Genomic DNA, 11934 nt, shown 5'->3' with positions numbered 1-11934 from the left:
TCTTCACCCCCACTAAGGCGAATCAGGCTTTTCCCACCCGCAGCCAAATCAGACGCAAAGTCCGCGATATATGTAAAACCCTGGATGATTCCATCGCATATCGCGACACCCGCCCCAAGGATGCCTACCGCTTCTCCTCCAACGGAACCTCCGCCTGGCTAGAACTCCAAGTTACTGAAGATACCGGCATTAAACTCGATGCCTTCATCCACCACACCGCTGCCAAGCATGATCTGACGATTCCGGATGCTGTCAAAAAACTGCTTTCCGGTGAGATTGAGCCACCAGCCACCGTAGTCTTACACACCTACCAAGCCTGCGATATAGATGATGCCCCGACCTTCATCGAAGGCTTCGGCTGGCGCCAAACGCCCATGCCGCATGATAAAACCCGGGATTTAACCGGCGAGGTAGCCGAAGCAGACGGCTACCAACCAGGTGTTGTCATGCGCAAACACGTCGAAGGCCGCGACGGGACCTGCCGAGTCGGCGGATGCAACAAACCAGCTTTCCTCACCCAGTTAGACCACCGACATAACTGGGCTGAAGGCGGGCCAACACACCCGAAGAACCTGGCATGTTTATGCCAAGGACATCACAACATGAAAACCGATGGCACCCTCAAATACTTGCTGGACCCCTACAGTGGGGATGTTATCTGGCTTTTCGCTGACGGTACCTGGACCATCAACGAAGCAGAAGGACCCCTGGCGCCCAAGCAAAAACGGTGGGCACAAACCGTAGCCCAACACATCACCGCCACCAGAAAACGCGTGCGTGAAGAAGCCCAACAGCTCAAACAAGAACTCGACGACTACCACGCACAACAACAAGCCAAAGCCAAGGCCGAAACCAAAGCCGAAACCCAAACCAACACCAACACCGGCGACGAGGACATCCCCTTCTAAAACCTGGGTCGTCGAATCAAACGACGAAAAAGGCGAAAACACCCGTCGATTCAAACGACGACGATGACGAAGAACAGGGGCCTAGCCCTCGTCGAATCAAACGACGACACCACTCCAAACAACCGAAAGGACAAGAACCCAAGAACACACCCACCGTCGAAAAGAACGACGACTGTATCACTCAGCCCTAGTCAGGTCTCCCCTGCTGCAGGCAGGGCCGTCGGCGTGGTTTCGTCATGCTCGTTTATATGGGGCGAATGCAGATCTACATTGCTTCAGTACCTGTCGATGACGTTGCTCGCGCGCACGACTTCTATGTCAATACGCTCGGCTTTCGAGTCAAGGTCGATGTGACCCACGGAGACTTTCGATGGCTCACGGTGACCAATGCTGAAGGTCAGGGAAATACGGAGCCCCTCCTCGAGCCAAAGGCCCACCCGGCGTCCAAGGACTACGCAGCAGCGCTCAAGGCCGATGGCATTCCTGCCACCCAGTTCTTGTCCGCAGACGTGGAGAAGGAATATAGGGAGCTCACTGAAAAGGGCGTGGATTTCACTATGGAGCCCACCGACGTCGGCCCCTCTATCATCGCTGTCTTCGATGACACCGTAGGAAACCTCATCCAACTGGTACAGCTTAAGAGATAGCGAAATTGTCGCGCCTAGTTTCTTCCGCTTCCATCGTCGCAATCATCACCGCTGTATGTATCATGCCGCTGGGCGGATGCGCGGATCGCGTCGCGGATACTTTACCGGCGCCGCTGGTCAGCACGATTCCGTCGAGCACAGGCACCGCCGATGCACCGCAGCAGTCCAGTGACACGCAAGCACCTCCTTCCCGGCAGGTAGCCAATGCCGCTGCTTTTAAGGAAGCGCTTTTCTCAACCTGGGAATCGAAGGCACCCCGTGGCCTTCCACTCCCCAGCTTGAAGAAAAATATATGAAGCCGGGAAATACACCTGGTGCCGGCGTGGTGAGCGAAGTCGTATACACCACCTCATTCGAGGCACAAACCCAACTGGTCATTGGCCTGAACAAGAAGACGCCGTATTCGGCGACTTTCCTTGAGCACCCCTAGCGCTTGGTACTCGATTTCCAAGAATAGCGGCCGCAGCAACGCTAAGGGCCCTGCCTCAGCTACTTAAGAGCTGGGTGGCAGGGCCCTCGTCCTAGTAGTTCCTAGGCGATCTGAGGATTAGTCCTCCTCAACCGGAACCAGGGAAATCTTGCCGCGGTTATCAATGTCCGCGATTTCAACCTGGATCTTGTCACCAACGTTGACGACGTCCTCGACCTTTTCGATGCGCTCGTCGCCGCCCAGCTTCGAGATGTGCACCAAGCCATCGCGGCCCGGGGTCAGGGAGACGAAGGCACCAAAGGCCACGGTCTTAACTACGGTGCCAAGGAAACGCTCGCCAACCTTGGGTAGCTGCGGGTTAGCGATGCCATTTACTCGCTCAATGGCTGCCTCAGCGGCTTCGCCGGTAGCGGCAGAGATATACACCGTGCCGTCTTCCTCAATGGAGACATCGGCACCGGTCTCCTCGGTGATGGCGTTGATGGTCTTGCCCTTCGGGCCAATGAGCTCACCAATCTTGTTCACCGGAATGGTCACAGAGGTAATGCGCGGAGCCAGGCCAGACATCTCATCAGGGCCTTCGATGACCTCAGCCATGGTGTCAAGGATGGCGGCACGGGCGTCGCGGGCTTGCTCGAGGGCGTCGGCAAGCACGTGCGAAGGAATGCCGTCCAATTTGGTATCCAGCTGCAGTGCAGTGATGAACTCGGAGGTGCCGGCGACCTTGAAGTCCATATCGCCGAAAGCGTCCTCAGCGCCGAGAATATCGGTGAGCGCCACGAACTTTTCCTTGCCATTGACCTCACCGGAAACAAGGCCCATGGCGATACCTGCCACCGGTGCCTTCAGCGGAACGCCCGCGTTGTAGAGGGACAGGGTGGATGCACAGACGGAACCCATGGAGGTGGAACCGTTGGAGCCGAGGGCCTCAGAAACCTGGCGGATGGCATAAGGGAAATCCTCGCGGGACGGGATAACCGGCAGCAAGGCACGCTCAGCCAGAGCACCGTGGCCGATTTCGCGGCGCTTCGGGGAGCCCACACGGCCGGTCTCACCGGTGGAATACGGCGGGAAGTTGTAGTGGTGCATGTAGCGCTTGGACTCCACTGGGGTCAGGGAGTCGATCTGCTGCTCCATCTTCAGCATGTCCAGGGTGGTCACACCCAGAATCTGGGTCTCGCCACGCTCAAAGAGGGAGGAACCATGGGCGCGCGGAACGAGATCGACCTCAACGCCGAGGTCGCGGATATCGGTGACGCCGCGGCCATCGATGCGGAACCCTTCAGTGAGGATCTTGTTGCGGACGATGGCCTTCATCACGGCGTTGAAAGCATTGCGGATCTGCTTGGAGGCATCGGCCTCATCGAGGTCATCAAAGTCCTCGATGAGCTGTGCCTCAACCTGCTCCATGTAGTCATTGGTAGCATCGTCGCGGTCCTGCTTGCCCGGGATAGTAAGCAGCTTCTCCAGCTTCTTGGAGGCAGCCTTTTCGACAGCAGCGTAGACATCATCCCCATAGGCCGGGAAGAGCGGGAATTCCTGGGTCTCCTTGGCGGCGCGCTCGGCCAGGCCTGCCTGCGCTTCGCACAGGGTCTTAATGAAAGGCTTGGCAGCCTCAAGGCCCTCAGCCACGGTGGATTCCTGCGGAGCCGGGGCACCTTCCTTGATGCGCTCGGCCACGTTCACGCCGGCACCCGCCTCCACCATCATGATGGCGACGTCGTCCTTGCGGCCCTTCTTCACGATGCGGCCGGCAACGACCATCTCGAAGAGAGCACGCTCGTGCTGCTCGTTGTTCGGGAAGGCCACCCACTGTCCCTTCGGGTGCTTGTCATCGGCAATCAATGCCATGCGCACGCCACCCACCGGGCCAGAAACCGGCAGACCGGAGAGCTGAGTGGAGGCAGAAGCGCCGTTGATGGCAACGACGTCGTAGTACTCCTCCGGGTCCATGGAGAGGACCGTGACAACGACCTGAACCTCGTTGCGCAACCCCTTCACGAAGGTCGGACGCAGCGGACGGTCAATGAGGCGGCAAGCCAAAATCGCCTCGGTAGAGGGACGGCCCTCGCGGCGGAAGAAGGAGCCCGGGATCTTACCCGCGGCGTACATGCGCTCTTCCACATCCACGGTCAGCGGGAAGAAGTCGAAGCCCTCACGCGGCTGGTTGGAAGCGGTGGTCGTGGACAGCAGCATAGTGTCCTCGTCCAGGTAGGTGGTCACGGAGCCACCAGCCTGTCGGGCAAGCTGGCCCGTCTCAAAACGGATAGTACGGGTGCCGAAATCGCCGTTATCCAGGGTGGCGATGGCCTCGGTAATGCCGTAGTCCTCGTCGATTGCGAACTCGACGGAGTTGTTCGTTTGATTCTTAGCGTTCTTAGCGCTCATGTATGAAACTCTCCTTGGAGCTGTCATGGCGATCTTCGGTGCCGCCTCTTCTTCGATGTTTTCTGACAACGCCCAAGGATTTTAGCAGATGGGACAAGAAAACCCCCGCACACTTGGTGCGGGGGCTAAAAAGTCGAGCGCTTAGCGGCGCAGACCCAGACGAGAAATCAGGTCGCGGTAACGGTCAACGTCGTTAGCGGCCAGGTACTTCAGCAGGCCACGACGGCGACCAACCATGAGCAGCAGACCACGACGGGAGTGGTGATCGTGCTTGTGATCCTTGAGGTGCTCGGTCAGGTTGTTGATGCGGGAAGTCAGCAGCGCAACCTGTGCCTCCGGGGAACCGGTGTCGGTCTCGTGCAGGCCGTACTCCTTGAGGATTTCAGCCTTCTTCTCGGTGCTCAAAGCCATGGAAAAATCTCCTATTGTATTTCAGTCCACATGAAATGTTGCGCCTGAAAGACGCTGCCCGTGACTACTGTGGACCGCAGTCAGCAAGCCGAAGTAGAAGTATAGAGGCTGCCCAGCTTCGACATCAAATCCTCGACGAAGCGCGCGTCGTCGACAGCAACGGCCACGCGGGTGGTGGGATTGTTTAGGCGCTCAGGGTCACCGATGGTGCGTCCGTTCTCCTCACACCGCAGATTGAGGTCGAGGCATGTGACCAGCGAAGGATCCGCTGCCACTGCCACCGCCAAGGGATCGTGGAGCCCACAACCGCCGAGGTGCGGAGACGTCGTTTTGTAGGCGCGGATGTAGTAGTCCACGATGTCCGCGTAGATCCGGCCCGTCCGCGTGCCTCGCCACTGCTTCGTATGCTCCCTGGTGAGCAACGTGCGCAACGTGACGTCGAGCCCCACCATCGTGAGGTTCTGTGCATGACGGAAGACATAGTCCGTGGCTTGGGGATCTTGGAAGACGTTGGCCTCGGCATAAGGAGTGACGTTTCCGGGCACGGTTAGCGCGCCGCCCATCATGACGATGCGGGCGTTGCGGGCAAAGTCCGGGTCCTCGCGCATGGCGGCTGCAATGCTTGTCGACGGCCCCGTCGGCACTATAACCAGGTCCTCGCCATGCTCGCGGACCGAACGGACAAGAAAGCCCACCGCATCCTCGTAGGCTTTGCGCCGCGGCGGAGGCAAGAGAACCTCGCCGAGGCCATTGCGTCCATGAATGAACGCCGAAATGGGAGCCACGCTAAAGCCCGGCCGCGTCGGGCCGGAAAAGACGGGGACGTCCGAGGCGTCGAGAAGCTCGAGCAACGCCAGCGAGTTGCGCACTCCCAAGGCCACCGGCACGTTGCCATAGGTGCCGGTGACCCCGATCAGCTCGAGGTCAGGGTGCGCAACGGCATAGGCGAGCGCGAGGGCGTCGTCGATTCCTGTGTCGAGGTCGAGGATGATCTTCATTTAGGCCTCACGGGCAAGAATCTCACGAACTCGGGCGACGTCGCGCTCCATAGCCGCTAGGAGCTCCTCAACGGAGTTGAATTTCTCCATGTCGCGCACGTGATCGACAAAATGCACGGTGGCCTCGTGGCCGTAGAGGTCGGCGTCGCGGTCCAGCACGAAGGACTCCACAGAGCGCTCCTCGTCGCCGAAGGTGGGGTTCGTGCCCACCGAAATGGCCGCTGGATAAGGAACGCCGGGTTCCATGTCTCCTTCCAAAGGGGCGCCGGTGGGCTCGACCACGAACCAGCCCGCGTAGACGCCATCGGCTGGGATGGCAACGGATTCCGGGAAGTACTGGTTGGCGGTCGGGAAACCAAGTTCCTTTCCGCCGCGCCCCGCACCACGCACGACGGGCCCAGTCACCGTGAAATGACGGCCCAGCGCCCAATTCGCGCGTGCAATATCGCCCTTGGCAAGAGCGGCGCGGATGTTGGTGGAGCAGATGCGCTCGCCGTCGTCGTCAAGCAAGGGCACGATGTCAACGCCGAAGCCGAACTCGGCTCCGAACTCCGCCAGCGCCGCCGCCGTACCAGCCGCGCCCGCGCCAAAGGTGAAGTTCTCCCCCACCACGACGTGTTCCGCATGCAAGCGCCCCACAAGGAGGTCCGTCACGTACTCGCGCGGCTCGACGCCCCGGAGCTCCTCAGTAAAGTCGATGACGAGCACGGCCTCGATGCCCATTTCTTCCGCCAGTTGCATGCGGCGCTCAAATGTAATGACGGACAACGGCGCGCGCTCCGGAAGGAACACCGAAACTGGGTGCGGATCGAAGGTCACCATGACCGCACTATGACCGTGTTCGCGCGCGTGCTCGACGGCCTTCGTCACGAGCTGCTGGTGGCCGCGGTGCAGGCCGTCGAAGACGCCAATTGTCACCGACGTCGGACCGAGGTCAGCGGGGATGCTATCGATTCCGTACCAAATATCCACGGGCACCATGCTATCCCACAGCAGACGGTGCCCTAGACTGCAGGGCATGACTGATCCGCTCGAACGTTCTGGCCTCGTGGTCGTCGACAAGCCCGCCGGCATGACCTCGCACGATGTCGTGGGAAAACTGCGGCGCTTCTTCCACACCCGCAAGGTGGGGCACGCAGGCACGCTAGATCCCATGGCCACGGGGGTGCTCATCGTGGGCATTGAGCGCGGCACCAAGTTCCTCGCCCACATGGTGGCCTCTACCAAGGCTTACGACGCGACGATTCGCCTCGGCATGGCGACCCACACCGACGACGCGGAGGGGGAAAGCACGTGGGGCGAACCGGCAACCGCTGTGGAAGATTCAGCCATTGCGCAGGAAGTTGATGCCTTGACCGGCGATATTATGCAGCGTCCGGCAGCGGTGTCCGCGATCAAAATCGATGGCAAGCGTGCCCACGAACGGGTGCGGGCGGGCGAAGAGGTTGAGATTCCAGCTCGCCCGGTAACGGTCAGCCGCTTCGATATCCTCGATACGCGGCGCACCGGAGAGTTCATTGATCTGGACGTGTCGGTGGCCTGTTCTTCAGGCACCTACATCCGCTCGCTGGCTCGGGATTTGGGGGAAGCGCTTGGCGTCGGCGGGCATCTCACCGCGCTGCGCCGCACGGAGGTAGGGCCTTTTACGCTTGACGACGCCCTCCCCCTCGACGCCCTCGAGACCTCCCCGAGGCTGTCCTTGAGCCTCGACGAGGCGCTCGCTCGTAGCTATCCGGTCTTGGAGGTCACCGATGACGAGGCTCAGGCCTTGGCCATGGGTAAGTGGCTGGAGCCGCGTGGGTTGAAAGGCACCTACGCGGCCGTCGATCCGCAGGGCCGATCCGTCGCCCTAATCAAAGAGAAGGGCAAGCGCCTGGCCACGGTTTTTGTCGCTCGCCCCTCCACTCTTTAGTTCTCAAAGTTGAGCGCCGGGACGGCGGCGGCGACGATGACATAGCCGTCCCGAATGATCCAGTGGCCGGTAATGAACGGCACCGGGGTCGGTCGCGCTAGGAGGTAGGAGACTAAAGTTCCGTCGAGGCGCAAGTCAATTTCGGCCTGATCGAAATCGAGCCACCGCCGCGTCATGGGGAACCACGTCTTGTAGGTGGCTTCCTTCGCACAAAACAACAGGCGGTCCGGGCAGGAGATGCCCGCCGCGCGGAGGCGGGACAACTGCGGCATCTCCCCTGGCCGGGCGATCATCGTCAACACGTGTTCCGGCAAGGGCTCCGCTGGCTCGGCGTCGAGTCCCATCGAGCGCACGTGTGTGGTGGGCGCTGCCACCGCTGCGCGCAACCCCTCGGTGTGCGTCATCGATCCCGTGTAGCCTTCCGGCCACAGCGGCATGCCCCGCTCACCGCGCAGAATAGGTTCGTCGCCGGTGTAGTTAAGCTCCTTCAGCGCGCGGTGAGCGCACCAGCGGGCATCCCCAAATTCCGACTTGCGGACGTCCACGGCCTGCGAGACCACAGCGCGCTCCTCAGGGGATAGGTGATGGAAATTGAGGAGATTAGTCATCGACTCTTCCGTGCGCACGTAGCAGTAGCGCGCAGACTCTGGGAAGAGGGAAGGCTCAAGCATGCTCGGCCCTCCCCGTCGTCTCATCGATGGTGAGCACCGGATACGGCCACTGCTGGAGGCCACCGTGTGCCTGCCATTCACGCGGATACCCTAGCGAAACCTCGATGTGGTCCACACCGTCGATATTGGCTCGGTTTGGCATGTGAAGATGCCCATAGACCACGGCTTTGGCGTTGTAGCGCCGCGGCCACGAACGCGTGTGGCGGGTACCGCACCACAAGGCCACTTCGGGCCAGCGCAAGTAGAGGGTCGGCTCCTGGACCAATGGCCAGTGATTGATGAGGACGGTCTCCCCTTCCACCCGGGACAGGCGCTTAATTGAATAGGCCAGCCGGTCCCAGCACCAAGCACGCACATCGACGAAGGGGGCAATGGCGAATTCATCGGTCATGACGATTTGCTTTTGCTTTGCGCTCGCAAGCTCTTGTTCGACCGTGGTCCCCGGCGGGCGAAAGCTGTAATCGTACAGCGTAAACAGCGGGACGACGGTCACCCCTCCGAAGACCGGATAAGGATCCTCTGGGGTAATCACGCCGATCTCACGGCAGCCTTCAACAAGCCGGTCGTATTTTGCGCGCCCCTTAAATGCGTCCTGTCCCCGAGAAAACAGCTCATGGTTGCCGGGCACCCAAATGACGGTGGCATAGCGGTTCTTCAGCCGCGCCAAGGTGTTGATCACTAGGTCAATGCGCTCGGCGACGTCCCCTGCGACGATCAACCAGTCATGGGGATTCGGCGGTACGAGTTCATCGATGCGCTCACCGTTGACTCGCACCGCCGCGTGGAGATCGGAGACGGCCCACAGAGTGGTCATAATGCCTCCTTCACACGAACACTCCCTCTACTTCTACCACAGGCTTAGACCCGCGCCCACCGCATCGAGCGAAAGCGCCAGACGACGCCTACCATGCGGATGAAGATGAACGCGGCGATCCCGCCCCATACTCCGCTAAGCCCGGTGCCAAGAGCAAAAGCCAACCAGACGCCGGGAAGGAAGCCTAGAAGTACCGCCGCCAAGGTCAGCGTGCGAAGAAAAGCTGCATCCCCAGCGCCGAGGAGAACGCCGTCCAAGGCGAAGACCACCCCGCCGATGATGACGAGGAAAGTCATAACCCACCAAGGTCCGGAGATCACCTCGAGGACTTCCGGGCTCGTGGTGAAGATCCGCGGGATGATCCCGGAACCAAGCGCAAGAATCACAGCAAGTCCAAGGGAGAAGGACGTCGAATAGAGCGTCACCTTAGTACCCACCGTGCGGGCGTAGCGCGCTGAGCCTGCACCCAGTGCCGCGCCGGTCAAGGCCTGGGCGGCAATTGCCAGTGAATCCAGCACAAGGGACAAGAAGTTCCACAACTGCATCAAGATTTGATGCGCGGCCAGTTGTGCGGTTCCGATGCGCGAAGCCACAGCTGCTGCGGATAAAAAGGCCACTTGGAAACTCAACGAGCGCACAATGAGATCGCGCCCCAGCACGAGCTGCCGGCGTACGACGCGCCAGCGGACTTCCCACGAGCCGGTATGCTCGCGGCGCAGTTCCCTGAGGAAGAATGCCGCGATGATTCCCATCCCCAACACCGTGGCTAAGGCTGACCCCTGCAGCCCCCACAAGTGCACGAAAATAGGCACTGCACTAGCGCCAGGAATCATACCGGCAAGTGTGAAATACAAGGGCTTGCGGGTGTCTTGTACGCCTCGCATCCAACCGTTACCAGCCATCGTGATGAGGGTAAAGGGAATCGCGATGGCGGCGATGCGCAGCCACTGTGCGGTCCCCTTCGCTGTTTCGGGGTTGCCGGTCAACCAGGAGGCAAAGACCCCGGCGAAGAGCCACATAAGGACCGCTAGGACCAGGCCGACGCCGACCGCAACCCACGTGGCCTGAACGCCTTCGGCTACAGCTTCCTCACGTTTGCCTGCACCGAACAAACGCGAAGCACGCGCGGTTGTGCCATAGGACAAGAAGGTCAGCTGGGTAGTGACCACCGAATGGATCGTGGCCGCAGCCCCCAGCGAGGCCAGATCCTGCGCGCCCAACCGTCCCACTACCGCGGTGTCCAGAAGCAAATACAGCGGCATGGCCGCTAAGACACCCAAAGCGGGCACGGCAAGGCGGAAGACTTCCGCCGCAGAAACCTTGACGGGTTGCTCGGAAGCCATTTAAGACAACACACCTACCAGCTGCGCAATAACCTCCTCAGGCGTGCCGTGCGCGGTATAGCCGGCGGCTGGAATATGGCCTCCTCCGCCAAAGGTGAGGGCCACCTCGGCACAGTTCACTGCTGAGGAGCGCAGAGACACCGCCCACACTTCAGGGGCCTGTTCCTTGAACACAACCCCGATGTCTGTGCCTTTCAGGGCGCGGACATAGTCGACGAAGGACTCGATCGCGGAATCTGCGTGCGTACTGACTTCCTCATGCGGCACGAAGAGGACAGCGAGGCGGTGCTCTCCTGCTGCTTCGATCCTGAGGCCCGAGAGGACGCGACCGATCATCTGCAGGTCATCGGCGGTGCTGGCGTCCATAAGCTCCAACGCGATCTGCTTGGTATCAAGCCCATAGAGCATCAGGCGCGCGGCAATATCGTGCATCGCTGGGCGGCCCCACCGGAAGTTACCTGTGTCGGTCACTAGCCCGGCGTACAGACAGTGCGCGATGACGCGATCAATCTGAATGGACAGCCTATCTAAGATATCGAGCAACACCACCGTGGTGGACTCACATACCGGATCCACAACATTGATCGCACCAAAGCCATCGTTAGAAGCGTGGTGATCGATGCACAGGACGCGCCCAACGGCCGCCATCTCCTCAATGCCCCGTGCTACCGACCCAGTCCGGTCGATCGATCCGCAGTCCACAGTGACATAAAGGTCATAGCCCTGCGGGAGCTCATCCACCAACTCGATTTCATCCACGGTGGGAATGGAAAACAGGTTGGCGGAAATGTCTCGGCGCTGGCCAATCACGGTGCGGGTCTGCTTACCGCGCTGACGAAGCGCCAAGGTGAGGGCGGCCGCAGAGCCAACGGCGTCGGCGTCAGGGCGCAAGTGGGTAATGATGCAAATGCTGCTGGCCTGGACCAGCGCATCAACTGCGGCTTCGTAGTTGGTTCGTGACACTTAGTCTTCTTCCTCATCCGAGGTCTTATACGGGTTCGCATCCCCAGCCGGCTTCGCGCCTTCCTTCAGCTTGGCCAGTTCTGCATCGCGTGCACGTGCGCGTGCAAGCACATCCTCCATGTGAGCGGAGGCTTCAGGGACGGTATCGAGCTCAAAAGACAACGTCGGGGTAAAGCGAACGGACAGCTCATCACCCACGATCTTGCGCAATTGGCCCTTGGCCCTTGTGAGAGCTTCGGCCGCCTGGTCAAAATTCGGCTCGGAATCAATATCCGTTCCGCGCACCGTGTAATACACGGTGGCATCATGCAGGTCACCCGTAACGCGGGCATCTGTGATGGTAACCAGTTCAAGGCGGCGATCCTTAATCTGGCGTTCAATCGCACTCGCAACGATTGTCTGAATGCGCTTAGCCATGCGTGCGGCGCGTGCGTGATCAACCATGGTGA

At 60.4% G+C, this 11934-nt stretch carries 13 protein-coding genes; 3 read left to right on the top strand and 10 right to left on the bottom strand.

Annotated elements, in window-relative coordinates; all coding sequences use genetic code 11:
* Together HMPREF2912_RS04245 and HMPREF2912_RS04240 are read left to right on the top strand one after the other, a co-directional pair.
* Positions 1-908, top strand: a 908-nt coding sequence (locus HMPREF2912_RS04245) for an HNH endonuclease signature motif containing protein (protein WP_070683374.1), incomplete at its 5' end; no start/stop codon positions are given.
* A 257-nt stretch (positions 909-1165) separates the two neighbouring features.
* Positions 1166-1555 (top strand): VOC family protein, encoded by a 390-nt coding sequence (locus tag HMPREF2912_RS04240; protein WP_070520126.1) that lies wholly within the window; start codon positions 1166-1168, stop codon positions 1553-1555.
* Here HMPREF2912_RS04240 and HMPREF2912_RS12845 read toward each other — a convergent pair.
* The 5 genes from HMPREF2912_RS12845 to HMPREF2912_RS04220 all read right to left on the bottom strand — a co-directional run bounded on the left by HMPREF2912_RS12845 (position 1545) and on the right by HMPREF2912_RS04220 (position 6763).
* A complete protein-coding gene (locus tag HMPREF2912_RS12845) occupies positions 1545-1730 on the bottom strand; it encodes a hypothetical protein (protein ID WP_141752575.1) in 186 nt (61 codons plus the stop codon). The genes HMPREF2912_RS04240 and HMPREF2912_RS12845 overlap by 11 nt on opposite strands.
* Positions 1731-2102: 372 nt before the next feature.
* Entirely contained in the window at positions 2103-4373 is a 2271-nt protein-coding gene (locus HMPREF2912_RS04235; RefSeq protein ID WP_070520124.1) for a polyribonucleotide nucleotidyltransferase, read from the bottom strand.
* 141 nt (positions 4374-4514) lie between these two features.
* Positions 4515-4784: a 30S ribosomal protein S15 gene (rpsO, locus tag HMPREF2912_RS04230; RefSeq protein WP_010190317.1), complete on the bottom strand. Its 270-nt coding sequence runs from the start codon at positions 4782-4784 to the stop codon at positions 4515-4517.
* Between the two features lie 80 nt (positions 4785-4864).
* Positions 4865-5782 carry a nucleoside hydrolase gene (locus HMPREF2912_RS04225; RefSeq protein ID WP_070683372.1) on the bottom strand — a complete coding sequence of 306 codons (918 nt, stop codon included), beginning with the start codon at positions 5780-5782 and terminating at the stop codon, positions 4865-4867.
* Positions 5783-6763, bottom strand: coding sequence for a bifunctional riboflavin kinase/FAD synthetase (locus tag HMPREF2912_RS04220; protein ID WP_070683370.1), 981 nt, complete (start codon positions 6761-6763; stop codon positions 5783-5785).
* A 37-nt stretch (positions 6764-6800) separates the two neighbouring features.
* Here HMPREF2912_RS04220 and truB point away from each other — a divergent pair, with 37 nt between their 5' ends.
* Positions 6801-7694 carry a tRNA pseudouridine(55) synthase TruB gene (gene truB, locus HMPREF2912_RS04215; RefSeq protein ID WP_070683368.1) on the top strand — a complete coding sequence of 298 codons (894 nt, stop codon included), beginning with the start codon at positions 6801-6803 and terminating at the stop codon, positions 7692-7694.
* On the opposite strand, the gene HMPREF2912_RS04210 is transcribed toward truB, so the two are convergent.
* Genes HMPREF2912_RS04210 through rbfA form a run of 5 tightly spaced genes read right to left on the bottom strand, consistent with a single transcriptional unit; the run spans position 7691 to position 11929 of the window.
* Complete coding sequence (locus tag HMPREF2912_RS04210) at positions 7691-8365, bottom strand: 4'-phosphopantetheinyl transferase family protein (RefSeq protein ID WP_070683366.1); 675 nt, start codon at positions 8363-8365, stop codon at positions 7691-7693. The genes truB and HMPREF2912_RS04210 overlap by 4 nt on opposite strands.
* Positions 8358-9179, bottom strand: a complete 822-nt coding sequence (locus HMPREF2912_RS04205; protein WP_070520114.1) for a metallophosphoesterase family protein — start codon at positions 9177-9179, stop codon at positions 8358-8360. The genes HMPREF2912_RS04210 and HMPREF2912_RS04205 overlap by 8 nt, the downstream gene beginning before the upstream one ends.
* Positions 9180-9223: 44 nt before the next feature.
* The gene (locus tag HMPREF2912_RS04200; RefSeq protein WP_070596915.1) at positions 9224-10522 is read right to left on the bottom strand and encodes an MATE family efflux transporter; all 1299 of its coding nucleotides are present in this window, start codon (positions 10520-10522) and stop codon (positions 9224-9226) included.
* Complete coding sequence (locus HMPREF2912_RS04195; protein ID WP_070520110.1) at positions 10523-11485, bottom strand: DHH family phosphoesterase; 963 nt, start codon at positions 11483-11485, stop codon at positions 10523-10525.
* On the bottom strand, positions 11486-11929 hold the full coding sequence (gene rbfA / locus HMPREF2912_RS04190; RefSeq protein WP_070520108.1) for a 30S ribosome-binding factor RbfA: 444 nt from the start codon (positions 11927-11929) through the stop codon (positions 11486-11488).
* Between the last annotated feature and the right edge of the window lie 5 nt (positions 11930-11934).

The organism is Corynebacterium sp. HMSC056E09 (genome assembly GCF_001813425.1).
Taxonomy (GTDB): Bacteria; Actinomycetota; Actinomycetes; order Mycobacteriales; family Mycobacteriaceae; genus Corynebacterium; species Corynebacterium hesseae.
Note: the sequence above shows the minus strand (reverse complement) of the source record. Positions and strands in the feature narration are given on the sequence as shown.

Bases quoted from the DNA above. Each gene is read 5' to 3' on its own strand.
- HMPREF2912_RS04210 (WP_070683366.1), bottom strand. From the start codon at position 8,365: ATGCTTGAGCCTTCCCTCTTCCCAGAGTCTGCGCGCTACTGCTACGTG.
- HMPREF2912_RS04220 (WP_070683370.1), bottom strand. From the start codon at position 6,763: ATGGTGCCCGTGGATATTTGGTACGGAATCGATAGCATCCCCGCTGAC.
- truB (WP_070683368.1), top strand. From the start codon at position 6,801: ATGACTGATCCGCTCGAACGTTCTGGCCTCGTGGTCGTCGACAAGCCC.
- HMPREF2912_RS04240 (WP_070520126.1), top strand. From the start codon at position 1,166: ATGCAGATCTACATTGCTTCAGTACCTGTCGATGACGTTGCTCGCGCG.
- HMPREF2912_RS04205 (WP_070520114.1), bottom strand. From the start codon at position 9,179: ATGACCACTCTGTGGGCCGTCTCCGATCTCCACGCGGCGGTGCGAGTC.
- rbfA (WP_070520108.1), bottom strand. From the start codon at position 11,929: ATGGTTGATCACGCACGCGCCGCACGCATGGCTAAGCGCATTCAGACA.
- HMPREF2912_RS04225 (WP_070683372.1), bottom strand. From the start codon at position 5,782: ATGAAGATCATCCTCGACCTCGACACAGGAATCGACGACGCCCTCGCG.
- HMPREF2912_RS04235 (WP_070520124.1), bottom strand. From the start codon at position 4,373: ATGAGCGCTAAGAACGCTAAGAATCAAACGAACAACTCCGTCGAGTTC.
- HMPREF2912_RS04200 (WP_070596915.1), bottom strand. From the start codon at position 10,522: ATGGCTTCCGAGCAACCCGTCAAGGTTTCTGCGGCGGAAGTCTTCCGC.
- rpsO (WP_010190317.1), bottom strand. From the start codon at position 4,784: ATGGCTTTGAGCACCGAGAAGAAGGCTGAAATCCTCAAGGAGTACGGC.